Annotated in this window: 13 protein-coding genes; 9 read left to right on the forward strand and 4 right to left on the reverse strand. The window is 69.0% G+C overall.

The features are described from left to right. Window positions 1-2: 2 nt before the first annotated feature. Window positions 3-1286: a nucleotide sugar dehydrogenase gene (locus OHA19_RS27040; RefSeq protein ID WP_405712563.1), complete on the forward strand. Its 1284-nt coding sequence runs from the start codon at window positions 3-5 to the stop codon at window positions 1284-1286. 112 nt (window positions 1287-1398) lie between these two features. Here the strand turns inward: OHA19_RS27040 and OHA19_RS27045 are convergent, their stop codons facing one another. The 4 genes from OHA19_RS27045 to OHA19_RS27060 all read right to left on the reverse strand — a co-directional run bounded on the left by OHA19_RS27045 (window position 1399) and on the right by OHA19_RS27060 (window position 6167). After that, a complete protein-coding gene (locus OHA19_RS27045; RefSeq protein WP_405712562.1) occupies window positions 1399-2553 on the reverse strand; it encodes an acyltransferase family protein in 1155 nt (384 codons plus the stop codon). 164 nt (window positions 2554-2717) lie between these two features. Beyond that, window positions 2718-3320 carry an acyltransferase gene (locus OHA19_RS27050; protein ID WP_405712560.1) on the reverse strand — a complete coding sequence of 201 codons (603 nt, stop codon included), beginning with the start codon at window positions 3318-3320 and terminating at the stop codon, window positions 2718-2720. Between the two features lie 2 nt (window positions 3321-3322). Beyond that, window positions 3323-4915, reverse strand: coding sequence for a glycosyltransferase (locus OHA19_RS27055; RefSeq protein WP_405751967.1), 1593 nt, complete (start codon window positions 4913-4915; stop codon window positions 3323-3325). Further along, window positions 4890-6167: a hypothetical protein gene (locus OHA19_RS27060; RefSeq protein WP_405751970.1), complete on the reverse strand. Its 1278-nt coding sequence runs from the start codon at window positions 6165-6167 to the stop codon at window positions 4890-4892. Before OHA19_RS27060 ends, OHA19_RS27055 begins: the two co-directional genes overlap by 26 nt. Before the next feature lie 274 nt (window positions 6168-6441). Between OHA19_RS27060 and rplU the strand changes: the two genes are divergently transcribed. The 8 genes from rplU (at window position 6442) to rfbB (ending at window position 16216) form a co-directional block, all read left to right on the forward strand. Further along, on the forward strand, window positions 6442-6762 hold the full coding sequence (gene rplU, locus OHA19_RS27065; protein WP_030921216.1) for a 50S ribosomal protein L21: 321 nt from the start codon (window positions 6442-6444) through the stop codon (window positions 6760-6762). Window positions 6763-6776: 14 nt separating this feature from the next. Further along, window positions 6777-7034 (forward strand): 50S ribosomal protein L27, encoded by a 258-nt coding sequence (gene rpmA, locus OHA19_RS27070; RefSeq protein ID WP_018103204.1) that lies wholly within the window; start codon window positions 6777-6779, stop codon window positions 7032-7034. A 162-nt stretch (window positions 7035-7196) separates the two neighbouring features. Beyond that, window positions 7197-8633, forward strand: a complete 1437-nt coding sequence (obgE, locus tag OHA19_RS27075) for a GTPase ObgE (RefSeq protein WP_405751973.1) — start codon at window positions 7197-7199, stop codon at window positions 8631-8633. Between the two features lie 349 nt (window positions 8634-8982). Beyond that, window positions 8983-10482 (forward strand): D-ribitol-5-phosphate cytidylyltransferase, encoded by a 1500-nt coding sequence (locus OHA19_RS27080; RefSeq protein ID WP_405712552.1) that lies wholly within the window; start codon window positions 8983-8985, stop codon window positions 10480-10482. A 146-nt stretch (window positions 10483-10628) separates the two neighbouring features. Continuing rightward, entirely contained in the window at window positions 10629-12659 is a 2031-nt protein-coding gene (locus OHA19_RS27085; RefSeq protein ID WP_405751975.1) for a hypothetical protein, read from the forward strand. 141 nt (window positions 12660-12800) lie between these two features. Further along, window positions 12801-14027 carry a glycosyltransferase family 2 protein gene (locus OHA19_RS27090; protein ID WP_405712549.1) on the forward strand — a complete coding sequence of 409 codons (1227 nt, stop codon included), beginning with the start codon at window positions 12801-12803 and terminating at the stop codon, window positions 14025-14027. A gap of 135 nt (window positions 14028-14162) precedes the next feature. Continuing rightward, window positions 14163-15233, forward strand: coding sequence for a glucose-1-phosphate thymidylyltransferase (locus OHA19_RS27095; protein ID WP_405721446.1), 1071 nt, complete (start codon window positions 14163-14165; stop codon window positions 15231-15233). Next, on the forward strand, window positions 15230-16216 hold the full coding sequence (gene rfbB, locus OHA19_RS27100; protein ID WP_405712547.1) for a dTDP-glucose 4,6-dehydratase: 987 nt from the start codon (window positions 15230-15232) through the stop codon (window positions 16214-16216). Before OHA19_RS27095 ends, rfbB begins: the two co-directional genes overlap by 4 nt. Window positions 16217-16248: the final 32 nt, after the last annotated feature.

The following is a 16248-nucleotide window of genomic DNA, read 5'->3' on the forward strand; positions in this document are numbered from 1 at the left end:
CCATGAACATCTGTGTAGTCGCCCTGGGCAAGATCGGCCTGCCGCTCGCCGTGCAGTTCGCCGCCAAGGGCCACCGGGTGATCGGCGCCGACGTCAACGAGAAGGTCGTCGAGCTGGTCAATGCCGGGGTCGAGCCGTTCCCCGGCGAACACGATCTCGACGTGAAGCTCAAGGAAACCGTCGAGGCGGGCCTGCTCACCGCGACGACGGACACCGCGTCCGCGGTCGCGCAGTCCGAGGCCGTCGTGGTCGTCGTCCCGCTCTTCGTGGACGCCGAGGGCACCCCGGACTTCGGCTGGATGGACGCCGCGACCAAGGCGATCGCCGCCGGTCTGAAGCCGGGCACCCTCGTCAGCTACGAGACCACGCTGCCGGTCGGCACCACCCGTACCCGCTGGGCGCCGATGCTCGAGGAGGGCTCCGGTCTCAAGGCCGGTGAGGACTTCCACCTGGTGTTCTCCCCGGAACGGGTGCTCACCGGCCGGGTCTTCGCCGACCTGCGCCGCTACCCGAAGCTGGTCGGCGGGATCGACGAGGCGTCGGCCGAGCACGGCGTCTCGTTCTACGAGTCGGTCCTGGACTTCGACGACCGTACGGATCTGCCGCGCCCCAACGGCGTCTGGGACCTGGGCACCGCTGAGGCGTCCGAGCTGGCCAAGCTCGCCGAGACGACCTACCGCGACGTCAACATCGGCCTGGCGAACCAGTTCGCCCGCTTCGCCGACCAGCAGAACATCGACGTCCTCAAGGTCATCGAGGCCTGCAACTCCCAGCCGTACAGCCACATCCACCAGCCGGGCATCGCCGTCGGCGGCCACTGCATCCCGATCTACCCGCGGATGTACCTCTGGAACGACCCGTCGGCGACCGTGGTGCGTTCGGCGCGCGAGGCCAACGCGGCCATGCCCGAGTACGCGGTCGACCTGCTCGCCGCCGCCTACGGCGACCTGGACGGGGTGGGCGTGCTGGTGCTGGGCGCGGCCTACCGCGGCGGCGTGAAGGAGACGGCCTTCTCCGGCGTCTTCCCGACCGTCGAGGCGCTCAGGGCGCGCGGCGCGGTGCCGTTCGTCTCCGACCCGATGTACACGGCCGAGGAGCTGACCGCGCACGGTCTCGTCCCGCACGAGGGCCAGACCGTCACCGCCGCGATCCTCCAGGCCGACCACGCCGAGTACCGCGAGCTGGCCGCCGCCGACCTCCCGGACGTCCGCGTCCTGGTCGACGGTCGGCGTACGACGGACCCGGCCCGCTGGGAAGGCGTCCGCCGCGTCGTCATCGGCGGCTGATCACCGTACGCATCCGCTGCCCACAGCGCGAAGGGGCCCTGCCGGCAATGCCGGCAGGGCCCCTTCTTCGTCGTCTGCCGGACCCCGGCCCGGAGGGACGCCGGGCACGCAATCAACTACGGGGCAGCGTCGGCGGATTGCTGGACTCCCGGGCCAGAGCCGCGCGCAGCCAGTTCTGCGCGGGCCGCTCCACGAACCGGTGCACCAGCCAGGCCAGCGCGATCAGTGCGGCCGTGGTGATTCCCAGCGTGGGCCAGGCGCCCACGTGCCCGTACAGCTCTCGGATCATGGCCCAGCCCAGCTCCTCGTGGAGGAGGTAGAGCGGGTAGACCAGGGCACCCGCGGCGGGCAGCCACTTCCAGTCGATCCAGTTCACCTTGCGCAGTGCCACGGCCAGCACCAGCAGGTAGAAGACGGTGACCAGGGCCAGTGCGAGATAGGGGTCCCGGTCCATGCCCTTGTTGTGGCGCAGGTTGTCGGCGTGCTCGACCAGGTCGCTCTGCATCACCAGCCAGCTCGCACCCAGCAGTCCCCACAGCTTCAGATCGGGTCCGAAGCGGTACATCAGATACATGGCGATGCCGGCCACGAACAGCGCGGTGTTCAGTGGCTGGGCGAAGATCCCGAGCAGCGGCACGTCCTTGTCCTGCTGGACGAGGACGCTCGCCAGCAGCCACACCCAGCAGAAGACCGAGACGCGCCGGTAGTCGACGCCCTTCCAGAGAACCACCAGGAATATCAGGTAGAAGGTGAGCTCGACCCAGAGCGTCCAGTAGGCACCCACCAGATGCCGCGCGGAGAGCGGCACCTGGAACATCGTGAGGTTGGTCAGCGAGTCACTGATACTGGGCGCGGTGCGCTGGCCGTCCGGCAGCATGCGCCAGACGAGGAAAGCGACGACAGCCGAGAACCAGTAGGCGGGGAACAGCCGCAGGAACCGGGCGCGTACGAACTGCCCGGGGGTGCGGTTCCAGGCCGAGAGACAGATGACGAAGCCACTGATGATGAAGAACAGCTGGACGCCGTACGAACCGTACGACGTGACCGGGAAGAGCCAGGGAAACAGCTCCTTGGGATGCACGCCCCAGTTGGCCCTGGTCGCCGCGTCGACGCCGGTGAAATGGAAGAGCAGGACGGACAGCGCCGCGAGGACGCGCAGGGCGTCCAGTGCGTAGAGCCGGGGTACGGCCTCCTTCTTGGGCGACTGCGTTCCGTGCGCGTCGAGCGCGTCCGGTCGGCCGGAGACCTGGACATCGGTCTGGGACATGTCGGCCTTACTTGTAGGGCGCCGGTAAATCCGGTCATCCTATGTGTCCGGCTCGATGTGCCGGACAGGGCGGGGACCGTGAAGGAAAAGGAAGCGCCGCGGGATCTGCCTGCCCCCTGGCGGAGGGCGATTCCCGCGGCGCTTCCCCTGGTTCGGTCCTGGGACTACGAGGTGCGCTCGGTCAGCACCCCGGCCTTCTCCTCGTACACCGCCCCCGTCTGCGGGCACTCCCACACCCCCGGCTCGCCCGCGCTCTCCACCAGCTTCACACCGGCGTGACCGACCCAGCCGACCTGCCGGGCCGGGACGCCGACGACCAGCGCGAAGTCGGGGACGTCCTTGGTGACCACCGCGCCGGCCGCGACCATGGCCCAGCGGCCGATCCGGACCGGGGCGACCGCGACCGAACGGGCGCCCAGGGACGCCCCCTCGGCGATCTTCACCCCCACGGCCTCCCAGTCACCGCCGCGCTTCTGCTTGCCGTCGGGGTCGACGGAGCGCGGGTTGTGGTCGTTGGTGAGGACCACCGACGGGCCGATGAAGACACCGTCGGCGAGCTCGGCGGGTTCGTACACGAGCGCGTAGTTCTGGATCTTGACGTTGTCGCCGATCCGGACACCCGTGCCGACGTAGGCGCCGCGTCCGACCACACAACCCTCGCCGAGCCGGGCCTGCTCGCGGATCTGCGCGAGCTCCCAGACACTGCTGCCGGAACCGATCTCTGCGGTCTCGTCGACCTGGGCGGTGGGCTGGACTCTGTAACTCACATCTATGCCTTCCGGAGGGCGTCTTCGCCCGGTGAGCATACGTCCTGGTCCTCGCCCAGCAGCAGGCGGTCGTAGTCACTCCGGACGGTCTCCCAGTCCCAGGTCGTGAGGGCGTACGAGGACGCCTCGCGCCCGGCCTCGGCCCGTACGTCCTCGGACACGGTTGCGGCGAGGATGCGCTCAGCGGCCTGCTGCGGGGTGGTGACGACCCAGTCCTCGGGGAAGAGGGTGCGCGTGCTGTGCGGGCGTCCGGCCACGAAGGGCCAGTCCCGGACGACCGGCACGGCACCGGATGCCGCTCCCTCCATCAGGCCGACATGGCAGCCCTCACGCACCGAACTGCTGAGGATCACTCCCACTCCGGCGAGCACACCTGCCACGTCGTCGCTCGGCCCGAGCCTGCGCACGGCGCCCGAGGGCTCCAGCTCGGCGAGTTCCTTCTCCAGGGCCGAGTGATAGGCGGCGGCCGCGGCGCTCGGCTCCGGATCGATGCCGCCGCCGACCATCAGCAGGCGGTAGCGCCCGTCCCGGGCCCGAAGCAGCTTGAGCACCTCCAGCGCCCAGCGCGGATCCTTGGCGATCTGCCCGATTCCCACCAGGCCCACGGTGAACCGCGCGTCATCTTTCTTGGGACGGTCGAAGCGCCGCAGATCCAGCGCGTTGTGCAGGAAGTGAAGACGCGGTGCGTCGGGGGCGAGCAGCCGGGGGACGGCCGCGGTGGTCATCTCCCGCATGTGCTCCGCGATGAAGACGATGTCGTCGACCCTGGAGAAGTCCATGATGTGCGGCCAGGGGGTGAACGACTCGTACTTGTGGAGCCGGACCACGATCCGGGTGCTGCCGGGGTCGACCAGGGTCATGAACGCGGCTGCCGTGGCACACCATTCGACGAAGACCGTGTCCGCCCAGTCCAGATGCGGGCGGAGCGCCGCTTCCACCGCGGCTCCGTACGCGGCCTGGCCCCCGAGCGGCAGCTCGATCATCCGCTGCAGACCCTTGGCCAGCGGCGCGGTCACGGGGTCGGCCGCCAGGTCCAGGGTGCGCAGCTCGACACCGGGATGGTTCGCGTAACGCTCGGTGACCAGGCCCAGGAAGTTGGCGTTGGCCAGGTTCACCACCAGCAGTCGCAGCGGCCGGTCGGCCGGGGGTGCGGCGGGGGGCGTTTTCCGGCCGCGGGGCGCGGCCGCCTTGCGGGCGGTGGTGCTGGTACGCAGCCGAGCGGTGAAACCGGCCGGATCGTCGGAGAGCGGGGAGTGGAGCCGGTCGACGTGCGGGACCCGGTGGAAGGCCAGCTGCAGGGCCCGGCAGAGGGCCGACGCGGCCTCCTTCTTGCTGCCCGCCTTGAGCCGGCTGTCCGCGTAGGCCAGCTCAGCGGCGTATGCCGGGACGAGATGGCGGGGTATCAGGCCCCGTCCGAGCTGAGCGGCGGCCGCCTCGCCGAGCAGGTCTGCCTTGAGCCGACGGTCCTGGACGTGTTGCGCGCAGACACCCAGGACCCGCGCGGCGACGACCGGCCGGTCGGTGCGGGCCATCCGGGCGACCGCGCGTCGGGCGACATTTGCCAGGAGTTCATCGGGGATCTGTGGTGTTGGCACGATACGGCTCCACTGTTGAGGCAGGAACTCGGACCGTACGGTCAAACGGAAGTGAGGGAAAGTCCCGAACTGCTTCTGTAATCAAGGCAATTCCGAGCGTCACGGGGATCCACATGAGTACCCCCAGCCGGTCGGCCTCCTGGACGAGGGGATGGGCCGCGATCTGGGCGGCGCCGGTCAGCATCATGGCGCAGGCCAGTGGACCCAGCACCCCGCCGCGACGCAGCAGCACCCACAGCGCGAGCACCGTGGCCACCAGGAAGAACGGCATCGCGGCCTGCTCGCCGATCCAGTGACTCCAGTACGTCAGATCGAGATCGACGAGCCGGGCCCAGGGGTCCGGGACCTCGGGGGCGCGGAAATGGCGGGTGAAGGTGTCCTGGAGGGTGACCTCGGACGAAGGGAGCCCGAGCAGATTCATCGTGAGTGCCACGGCGGCGGCGCATCCCGTGGCCACCCCGGCGAGCAACAGATCCGCCCGGGACCGCCGCAGGAGCCAGGAGACGGACGCCGCCGCCGCGATCAGGGCGGCCAGCACCAGTGCCGTCGAGTAGCGGGTGACCGTACAGACGGCCAGGGAGCCGACGAACAACGCCGCGCCCGCCGCCCGTCCGTCCCGCGCCATGAGTACCCCGCCCCACACCGCGCCGAGCGCACAGACCGTGACCAGACCCTCGCTCAGCGCCTGGAGGCTCCACCAGCCCAGGGGTGAGACGAGGAAGGCGATCTGGCCGGCCACCGCGGCCGCGGTGGAGAGCCCGGCCCCGCGCAGCAGCCCGCAGACCGTCAGGGAGCCGCCCACGGCCAGAAGCAGCCCGAGGGCCCGCATGCCGTCGAGCACGCCGAGCGCGCCGACAAAGGGAGCGGCGAGCAGGGGATAGCCGGGACGGGACGAGAAGATCGACTGGTAGCGGGAGTCCCCGGTGGTGATGTCGGGGGCGTCGGACCAGCGCTCCAGGCAGGCGGCCTCGCTCTTCGCCGCGGTCGCGTCCGGCCGGTCCTCGGCGGCCAGCGGATCGAGCTTCTCGTGCCGGGCGGCCTCGGCGGCCCGGCTCGCGCAGAAGGCGGACAGGGCGATCCGGTGGGCCTCGTCCCGATCGGCTCCGAGGGACTCCTCGGCGGCACGGGCGTAGCGGTAGGAGTCGGGGAAGAGCGTCCAGGAGGTACCGGCTGTCAGCTGCGCCAACACGTAGACGGCGGACACCAGGAGGCCCAACAGCCAGGCACGGCCGAGGGGGATGGAGCGCGGCATCGGAGGCCTCGTGTTGTACGGAGAGTGACGAAAGGGGAAAACTAGCACGCAGGAGTCGGTGGATCGGTCCCCGGAGGCCCGGTTTGACCGCCCGGGGGCAGCCCCGTAATCTTGTCCCTCGGCGTGTTTTCCATGCGCGCCTACCCCTGAGCACATTCCTCCCGGCGGACCCGTTCGTCAGGAGAGGCCGCTCATCCTTCCGGATCGTCGCGGGCTTCGGCCTGCGCGAGAGGCTGGCATCAGGGGCTCCGTTCCGAGCGAGAGAGAGATCCGCGTGTACGCCATCGTGCGCAGCGGTGGCCGCCAGCACAAGGTTGCTGTCGGTGACATCGTTGAGGTTGACAAGATTTCCACTGCCCAGGTTGGCGACACGGTCGAGCTCTCGACCCTGCTCGTGGTCGACGGCGACGCCGTGACCAGCGACCCGTGGGTGCTGGCCGGGATCAAGGTCCAGGCCGAGGTCGTGGACCACCACAAGGGCGCGAAGATCGACATCCTTCGCTACAAGAACAAGACCGGCTACCGCCGTCGCCAGGGTCACCGCCAGCAGTACACGGCGATCAAGGTCACCGGTATCCCCGCGGCTGCGAAGTAAGGGACTGAGGAGACATGGCACACAAGAAGGGCGCATCGTCCACCCGGAACGGGCGCGATTCCAATGCTCAGCGGCTCGGCGTGAAGCGCTTCGGCGGTCAGGCCGTCAACGCCGGTGAGATCCTGGTCCGCCAGCGCGGCACCCACTTCCACCCGGGCACGGGCGTCGGCCGTGGCGGCGACGACACGCTGTTCGCTCTCGCCGCCGGTGCGGTCGAGTTCGGCACGCACCGTGGCCGCAAGGTCGTGAACATCGTTCCGATCGCCGGCTGATTTTCGGCGCTCGTCGAGCGGTTTCTGCGGAGGCGGACCTCACTTCCCGTACGGGAAGCGGGTCCGCCTTTCGCGTGTTTCTCCCATGAGAGACGGCTTTCTCCTCCATGGGGACAGCGCGAGTGAGACATTTCTGCATGTATGTAACTGGAGGTTTCAACCATGACCACCTTCGTGGACCGCGTCGAGCTGCACGTCGCCGCGGGTAACGGGGGCCACGGCTGTGCCTCCGTTCACCGTGAGAAGTTCAAGCCGCTCGGCGGACCGGACGGCGGCAACGGCGGCCGCGGCGGCGATGTGACCCTGGTAGTCGACCAGGCGATCACCACGCTCCTCGACTACCACCACCACCCCCACCGCAAGGCCACCAACGGCCAGCCCGGCGCGGGCGACAACCGTTCCGGCAAGGAAGGCCAGGACCTGGTCCTGCCGGTGCCCGACGGCACGGTCGTGCTCGACAGGGACGGCAACGTGCTCGCCGACCTGGTCGGCCAGGGCACCACGTTCGTCGCCGGCCAGGGCGGCCGCGGCGGCCTCGGCAACGCCGCGCTGGCCTCCGCCCGGCGCAAGGCCCCCGGCTTCGCGCTGCTCGGCGAGCCCGGTGAGGCCCGGGACATCGTCCTGGAGCTCAAGACCGTCGCCGACGTCGCACTGGTCGGCTACCCGAGCGCCGGCAAGTCCTCGCTGATCTCCGTGCTGTCGGCGGCCAAGCCGAAGATCGCCGACTACCCCTTCACGACCCTGGTCCCGAACCTCGGCGTGGTCACCGCGGGCAGCACCGTCTACACCGTCGCCGATGTCCCGGGCCTGATCCCGGGCGCCAGCCAGGGGCGCGGCCTCGGTCTGGAGTTCCTGCGGCACGTGGAGCGCTGCTCGGTGCTGGTGCACGTGCTGGACACCGCGACGCTGGAGTCCGACCGGGACCCGGTCTCCGACCTCGACATCATCGAGGAGGAGCTGAAGCAGTACGGCGGCCTCGAGGACCGGCCCCGCATCGTCGTCCTCAACAAGATCGACATCCCGGACGGCCAGGACCTCGCCGACATGATCCGCCCGGACCTGGAGGAGCGCGGCTACCGCGTCTTCGAGGTGTCCGCGGTCGCCCGTACCGGTCTGAAGGAGCTCTCCTTCGCGCTCGCGGGCATCATCGCCGAGGCGCGTGCGGCCAAGCCGGTGGAGGTGGCGACCCGGATCGTCATCCGCCCGAAGGCCGTCGACGACGCGGGCTTCACCGTCACGCTGGAGGAGGACGGCATCTACCGGGTGCGCGGCGAGAAGCCGGAGCGCTGGGTGCGCCAGACCGACTTCAACAACGACGAGGCCGTCGGTTACCTGGCGGACCGGCTCAACCGTCTCGGTGTCGAGGACGCACTGGTGAAGGCCGGAGCCCGCGCGGGCGACGGCGTCGCCATCGGCGCCGAGGACAACGCGGTCGTCTTCGACTGGGAGCCGACCCTGGCGGCCGGCGCGGAGATGCTCGGCCGTCGTGGCGAGGACCACCGGCTCGAAGCGCCGCGCCCGGCGGCGCAGCGCCGGCGCGACCGCGAGTCGGAACGCGACGATGCCCAGCGCGAGTTCGACGAGTTCAACCCCTTCTAGGGCGGGCCGATCCGGTCCTGAGGGCTGCCCCGTAGTCCCGTCCATCAGGGATTGCGGGACAGCCCTCAGCCGTCCGTGCGGACCTCCGGAACCGGCCCGGACGGACGGTCGGCGCACGTTCTGTGTGTCACACGACCGAGGGAACCGAACCCGCGCAAGGGTGAATCATGCCGCTCGTCCCTGTGGCATCGATCACCTGGTGGGGAAGCGTCAGTTCCGGTATTCGCCCTGATCGCAGGGCAACGAAAGGTTTCGATACGGCATGCGGCGGCCGACGTCCACCTTGCGAGACGGTAACGGAGAGTGCAACCATCGCGGTATCTCCCAGCCCTCGCAAGGTAGGTCGTCTGTGTCTGCTCAGCACATAGCCAAAGCCCGAACCACAGCAGTCGTGCTCGCCGGCGGTACCGGTCAGCGCGTGGGTCTGTCCATTCCCAAGCAGCTGCTGAAGATCGCAGGCAAGGCTGTCATCGAGCACACGCTGTCGATCTTCCAGCAGGCCGACTCCATCGACGACGTCATCGTGCTGATGGCTCCGGGCTACGTGCCCGACGTGGAGAAGATTGTCGCCAAGGCCGGCCTCACCAAGGTCACCAGGGTGATCGAGGGCGGCTCCACGCGCAACGAGACCACCGAGCGCGCCATCGCGGCGCTCGGCGAGGGCCTGGCCGAGGGCGAGGACCGCAACGTCCTCTTCCACGACGCCGTGCGCCCGCTGCTCTCGCAGCGTGTGATCAAGGACTGCGTCGACGCACTGGACCGCTACCAGGCGGTCGACGTCGCCATCCCGTCCGCGGACACGATCATCGTGACCCGCACCCACGGCGGCGACGGCGAGTTCATCACCGATGTGCCCGACCGCTCCCGGCTGCGCCGCGGCCAGACGCCGCAGGCCTTCAAGCTCTCCACGATCCGCCACGCCTACGAGGTCGCCGCCGGCGACCCGAACTTCCAGGCCACCGACGACTGCTCGGTCGTGCTCAAGTACCTTCCCGACGTACCGATCTACGTCGTGGCGGGCGACGAGTACAACATGAAGGTCACCCAGCCGGTCGACGTCTTCATCGCGGACAAGCTCTTCCAGCTGGCCTCCACGGCCGTTCCGCAGCCGACCGACGACGCCGCCTACCGCGAGCTGCTCACCGGCAAGACCCTCGTCGTCTTCGGCGGCTCGTACGGCATCGGCGCGGACATCGCGACGCTCGCCGAGTCCTACGGCGCCACCGTCTACGCCCTGGGCCGCTCCACCACCGGTACGCACGTGGAGAACCCCGAGCACATCGACGAGGCGCTCTCCAAGGCGTACGCCGACACCGGCCGCGTCGACTACGTGATCAACACCGCGGGCGTGCTCCGCATCGGCAAGCTCGCCGAGACGGACAGCGCGGTCATCCAGGAGGCGCTGAACGTCAACTACCTGGCACCGGTGCAGATCGCCCGCGCCTCGTACAAGTACCTCGCCGAGACCAAGGGCCAGCTGCTGCTCTACACCTCCAGCAGCTACACCCGGGGCCGCGCGGAGTACAGCCTCTACTCGTCCACCAAGGCCGCCATGGTGAACCTGACCCAGGCGCTCTCGGACGAGTGGGCGGCCGACGGCGTGCGGGTGAACTGCGTGAACCCCGAGCGCACCGCCACTCCGATGCGCACCAAGGCGTTCGGCGACGAGCCCGCGGGCACGCTGCTCTCCTCCGAGGCGGTCGCCCGGACCTCGCTCGATGTGCTGCTCTCGGAGATGACCGGCCACGTCATCGACGTACGCCAGCAGGACCCGACCCGGGGTGCCTCCGAGGCGTCCGGGTTCGAGCAGGCGCTTGCCGCTGTCCTGGACCGACAGGCCGATGTGTAATACTGCTTGACAATCGACTATTCGGACCCCTGCAGTCGCCATGTGCGAACTGCAGGGGTCCGAATTCGTGAAGCTCTGCCTTCACATTCCCCACGTAACGTAAAAGTCGGCACCCTCGGGAGCGGTACTTCGTGATTTCGAAAGCCATGCGTTTGGCTCGGGTGGGCAGCGGTTCGGAGCTGGCCGCCGCGTTCCTGGTGGCTCTGGGGTTCCCGTGCATAATGCTCGCGGCAATAATCCCCAATCTCTGGTTCTTCGCCGTGGCCGCGGCGGCCACCTATCTCGCGGACCGGTACCTGCACCATTGCGGTAGCTACCTGATCAATCGGCTCGCCGCGGTCCGGGCAGGGCTTTCGATCCGCTTCCTGGTCCGGCAACTGCTGCTGGTCCTGCTGCTCTCCCGCTTGGGATACGGCGAGGAGACCCTCTTCTACGTGACGGTCGCCTGCCTCCTGGCGTTCTACGGGCTCCAGGCGCCGCAGAGCGCGATCGTCACGCTGATCCGACTGCGCCGCAAGCTGCCGGTGATCACCCGCAACATCGATCTGGAGCGGGTGCGGATCCCCGACGCCCCCTCGCTGCTGCTGATGAACCGCCCTGCGGAGAAGATGCTCCACCTGGACGTCTTCGCGATGGCCGGTGTCCTGATCGCCGCCGAGACCCGTGTGTACGGCATCGCCTACGCAGGTCTCGGCCTGACGCTCGTACTGGCACTCGGCTACCTGCTGCTGCTGCTCCCGTACATCCGGCCGAAGCGGCTCGTGGCGCCGGCGGACAAGGTGCTGGGCGCGGTGAGCACCTGGCTGCGCGAGTACAAGCCGGACGTGGTCCTCTACTTCTCGGGGTCCAAGGAGTCGGCCTACCAGGCCAACATGTGGCTGGAGACGATGGCCCAGCTCGGCGGCCGGCCGATGATCCTGCTGCGCGAGCGCAACATCCTGCCCCAGCTCGCCACGACCTCGGTGCCGGTGCTCTGCGTGCCCGGTGGCGTGCACCTGATGAACCTGGACCTCTCGTCGGTACGGGTCGCGCTCTACGCGGCCAACGTCGGCAAGAACATCCACATGCTCCGGGTGCCGACGATGAAGCACGTCTTCATCGGCCACGGCGACAGCGACAAGATCGCCAGCGTCAACCCGTACAGCAAGGTGTACGACGAGGTGTGGACCGCGGGCCGGGCCGGCCGCGACCGCTACGCGCTGGCCGACGTCGGGGTCCGCGACGAGGACATCGTCGAGGTGGGCCGCCCGCAGCTGGCCACCATCCAGCCCTGGTCCGGCGTGCAGAAGAACCCGATCCCGACCGTGCTGTACGCCCCCACCTGGGAGGGCTGGGACGACAACCCGGGCAACACCTCCCTGCTGCTGGCCGGCGAGAACATCGTCAGGCGGCTGCTGAAGGCCCAGCAGCCGGTCCGGCTGCTGTACAAGCCGCACCCCTTCACCGGCACCCGCAGCGCCAAGGCCAAGGCCGTACACCTGCGCATCACCGAGATGATCGAGCAGGCCGCCGCCGAGCGCGCCACCGATCCCCGCTGGGCGGAGCAGGCGGCCGCGCTCCGGGGCGAGCAGGCCGAGGCTCGGGCCGAGCTGGTCCGTATCGAGGCACGGCTGGCCGAGCTGGCCGACGGCGGCGGCATCGCCCGGGACGAGGCGGAGCAGTCCCGGGACTCGCTGGCCGACCCGGCGCGCGAGGCCGAGACGGCGCGGCTCAAGGACGAGTGGAACGCGGCGTCCTGGCGTGCGCAGGGCTGGTGGGAGCACCGGGTCATCACCGGCGCCGAAATGCGGCTGTACGACTGCTTCAACGAGTCCGACGCCATGGTCTCGGACATCTCCAGCGTGGTGTCCGACTTCATCGCGAGCGGCAAGCCGTACGCGGTCACGGACTCGGCCGAGCTGGGCGAGGACGAGTTCCGCCGGCAGAACACCGCGGTACGCGCCGCGGTGATCCTGTCCAACTCGGCGGCCGAGCTGGACGAGCTGCTCGCCGCGGTGACGGCTCCGGCCACGGACGCCCGGGCGGACGCCAGGCGCGAGCTCAAGCAGTACCTCCTCGGGCCGGACGAGCCCACCTCGATCGTGCAGTTCGACACGGCCGTGAAGGCGCTCGCGGCCAAGTCCGACGCGCGGAACACCGGAGTGGCGAAGAGTCTCGGCGAACCCGTGGGTGGCTGAAAGTCAACCGTTTGCACTACATGATCGAGCAAGGCCCGGCATACCCCTCCAAGGGTTGTGCCGGGCCTTTGTGATGAGTGTCACCTTTTGACAGTGTGGCGCAAGACAACCAACAGGCCGGGCCGACTGTCTTCTGTTTGTGTGAACGAGACGCAAATTCCTGACGTAACTGTTGTTGTCGGTGCATATGAGGCGATGCCGTATCTCATACGGTGCCTCGAATCGGTGGAGGCGCAGACCATCGGTGCCGGGCGGATCGAAATCGTCGCGGTCGACGACGGTTCCACCGACGGCACGGGTGAGTACCTGGAGGAATTCGCGGCGAGGTCGCAGGTCCCGACCAGGGTGGTGCGGCAGAAGAACTCCGGCGGTCCCAGCGGGCCGCGCAACGTGGGTCTCGGTCTGGCCCGCGGCCGCTACGTGTTCTTCCTGGACGCGGACGACTACTTCGGTGACGAGGCCCTGGAGCGGATGGTGGCCATGGCCGACCGGGCGGGCACCGATGTGGTGCTCGGCAAGGTGGTCGGCGTGAACCGGGGGGCGCCCCGGTCGATGTGGGGGGCCACCAAGGAACGGGTCGACGTCTACAACTCCAAGGTCATTTACACCCTGAGCGCCCAGAAGCTCTTCCGGCGTGAACTCCTGGAACGGCTCGCGCTGAGATTCGACGAGAATCTCAAGACGGGTGAGGACGCCCTCTTCACGATGGAGACGTATCTGCGCGGCGCCGGTGTCTCGGTGATCTCCAATTATGTCTGCTATTACCTGGTGGGCCGTGACGACGGGAAGCACGTAACGAAGAGCGGCACCTATGAATGGCGCTTCGACTCGATGCGCGCCATGATGGCGCTCATTCACCGGATCGAGCCCGCGGGCCCCAAAAGGGATTTCCTCATGGTCCGGCCCTTCACGGTGGGGATGCTCCAGCAGTTCGGTCCGATCGTGCTGAAGGATTCGGAGGAAGTCCGCCGGCACAAGATGGAACTCGCGGCTCCGCTCATGGGCGAGTACTGGGACGACGGCGTGGCCCGGCAGATCAAGGTGGCCGAAAGGCTGCGTCTGGCCTGTGTGGCACGGGGCAGGATGGACCTGCTCATCGAGATGGTGCGGTACGTCCAGGCGAAGACGGTCCCGGACGTGGTCCGTTCGCGCGACGGCCGGAAGCTCTACCTCGCGTACCCGCACTTCCGCGACCGCTCGGCCCGTCTGGCCGACTCGAACTACGAGGTCACCGTGCCGGACTGGCACGACGGCAAGCGCATCGACCGGCCGAAGGTCGCCGCCCGCCGGGCCTCGCTGTCCCGGCGGGTGGTCCGCAGGATGCGCCGTGACGTGCGCCGGTGGAAGAAGCGTCTGAACGCCGCGTGACATCGGCTCGTCCGCCGGACGTACCACGAATGCGTCGACCGTACGGATTCACCCGAAATCCCATCGAGAAGCTCAGTAGGGTCGTTGGGACATCGCGCCCGCGGCAGGACCGACTACATCATGGGGACTGGTCACGTGAAGGCTCTCGTACTGTCCGGAGGGGCCGGCACCCGCCTGCGTCCCATCACACACACTTCGGCCAAACAGCTGGTGCCGGTGGCGAACAAGCCCGTGCTGTTCTACGGGCTCGAAGCCATCGCGGAAGCCGGCATCACCGAGGTCGGCATCATCGTGGGCGACACCGCCCCCGAGATCCGCGAGGCGGTCGGGGACGGTTCCGCGCTCGGCATCGAGGTCACCTACATCCCGCAGGACGAGCCGCTCGGCCTCGCCCACGCGGTGCTGATCGCCCGCGACTTCCTGGGCGACGACGACTTCGTCATGTACCTCGGCGACAACTTCATCGTCGGCGGGATCACCGGTCTGGTGGACGAGTTCCGCGCGGACAGGCCGGACGCGCAGATCCTGCTGACGCAGGTGCCCGATCCGACCTCCTTCGGTGTCGCGGAGCTCGACGCCGAAGGCCGGGTGGCGGCGCTGGAGGAGAAGCCGAAGGAGCCCAAGAGCGATCTGGCGCTCGTCGGCGTCTACCTCTTCACCCCCGCCATCCACGAGGCGGTCCGCTCGATCGAGCCGTCCTGGCGCGGCGAGCTGGAGATCACGCACGCCATCCAGTGGCTGATCGACCAGAAGCGCGACGTGCGCTCCACCACGATCCGCGGCTACTGGAAGGACACCGGCAACGTCACCGACATGCTGGAGGTCAACCGGAGCGTCCTGGAGGCCGTCGAGCCGTCCCAGGAGGGCGCCGAGGTCGACGCGGACAGCGAGATCATCGGCCGGGTCCGGATCGAGCCGGGCGCCAGGGTCAGCGGCAGCCGCATCGTCGGGCCCGCGATCATCGGAGCCCGTTCGGTGATCAGCGGCGCGTACGTGGGGCCGTTCACCTCGGTCTCGGAGGACGTCCGCATCGAGGACAGCGAGATCGAGTACTCCATCGTCCTGCGGGGCGCCTCCATCGCCGGTGTCCGCCGCGTCGAGGCGTCGCTCATCGGCCGTGACGTCGAAGTGACCCCCGCCCCCCGTTCCCCGTCCGCCCACCGACTCGTGCTCGGCGACCACAGCAAGGTGCAGATCTCTTCATGACCACCGACATTCTGGTGACCGGCGGTGCCGGCTTCATCGGCTCGCACTACGTCCGTACGGTGCTCGGCCCCCAGGGCCCCGGCGACATCGCTGTCACCGTGCTCGACAAGCTCACCTACGCGGGCAACCCGGCCAACCTCGACGAGGTGCGCGACCACCCCGGTTTCCGGTTCGTGCAGGGTGACATCTGCGACCCGGAGCTGGTCGCCGGGCTGATGGCCGAGCACGACCAGGTGGTGCACTTCGCCGCCGAGTCCCACGTCGACCGTTCCATCGACGGCGGCGCCGAGTTCGTCCGTACCAACGTGGTGGGCACCCACACGCTGATCCACGCCGCGCACCTGGCGGGCATCAAGACCTTCGTGCACATCTCCACCGACGAGGTCTACGGCTCGATCGACGAGGGCTCCTGGCCCGAGACCCACCCGCTCGCGCCCAACTCGCCGTACTCCGCGGCCAAGGCGTCCAGCGACCTGATCGCCCTCTCGTACCACCGCACCCACGGCCTCGACGTGCGGGTGACCCGCTGCTCCAACAACTACGGGCACCACCACTTCCCCGAGAAGGTCATCCCGCTCTTCGTCACCAACCTGCTGGATGGCAGGACGGTCCCGCTCTACGGCGACGGCGCCAACGTCCGCGATTGGCTGCACATCGACGACCACGTCCAGGGCATCGAGCTGGTCCGCACCAAGGGCCGGGCCGGCGAGGTCTACAACATCGGCGGCGGCACCGAGCTCTCCAACAAGGAGCTCACCGGCCTGCTGCTGGAAGCCTGCGGCGCCGACTGGGACACCAGCGTCACCTACGTCGAGGACCGCAAGGGCCACGACCGCCGCTACTCCGTCGACTGCACCAAGATCCGCGAGGAGCTCGGCTACGAGCCCCGCAAGGACTTCCGCACCGGCCTCGCCGAGACCGTCCAGTGGTACCGCGACAACCGCGCCTGGTGGGAGCCGCTGAAGGAGAGGGCCGCCCTGTGAGCGCCGTCTGGCTGGTCACCGGAGCCGCCGGG

The sequence above is a fragment of the Streptomyces sp. NBC_00012 genome, assembly GCF_045040875.1.
GTDB lineage: Bacteria > Actinomycetota > Actinomycetes > Streptomycetales > Streptomycetaceae > Streptomyces.

Excerpts from the sequence above, each read along its gene's own strand:
- OHA19_RS27040 (WP_405712563.1), top strand. The coding sequence starts at position 3 with ATGAACATCTGTGTAGTCGCCCTGGGCAAGATCGGCCTGCCGCTCGCC.
- OHA19_RS27045 (WP_405712562.1), bottom strand. The coding sequence starts at position 2,553 with ATGTCCCAGACCGATGTCCAGGTCTCCGGCCGACCGGACGCGCTCGAC.
- OHA19_RS27060 (WP_405751970.1), bottom strand. The coding sequence starts at position 6,167 with ATGCCGCGCTCCATCCCCCTCGGCCGTGCCTGGCTGTTGGGCCTCCTG.
- rpmA (WP_018103204.1), top strand. The coding sequence starts at position 6,777 with ATGGCACACAAGAAGGGCGCATCGTCCACCCGGAACGGGCGCGATTCC.
- obgE (WP_405751973.1), top strand. The coding sequence starts at position 7,197 with ATGACCACCTTCGTGGACCGCGTCGAGCTGCACGTCGCCGCGGGTAAC.
- OHA19_RS27085 (WP_405751975.1), top strand. The coding sequence starts at position 10,629 with ATGCGTTTGGCTCGGGTGGGCAGCGGTTCGGAGCTGGCCGCCGCGTTC.
- rfbB (WP_405712547.1), top strand. The coding sequence starts at position 15,230 with ATGACCACCGACATTCTGGTGACCGGCGGTGCCGGCTTCATCGGCTCG.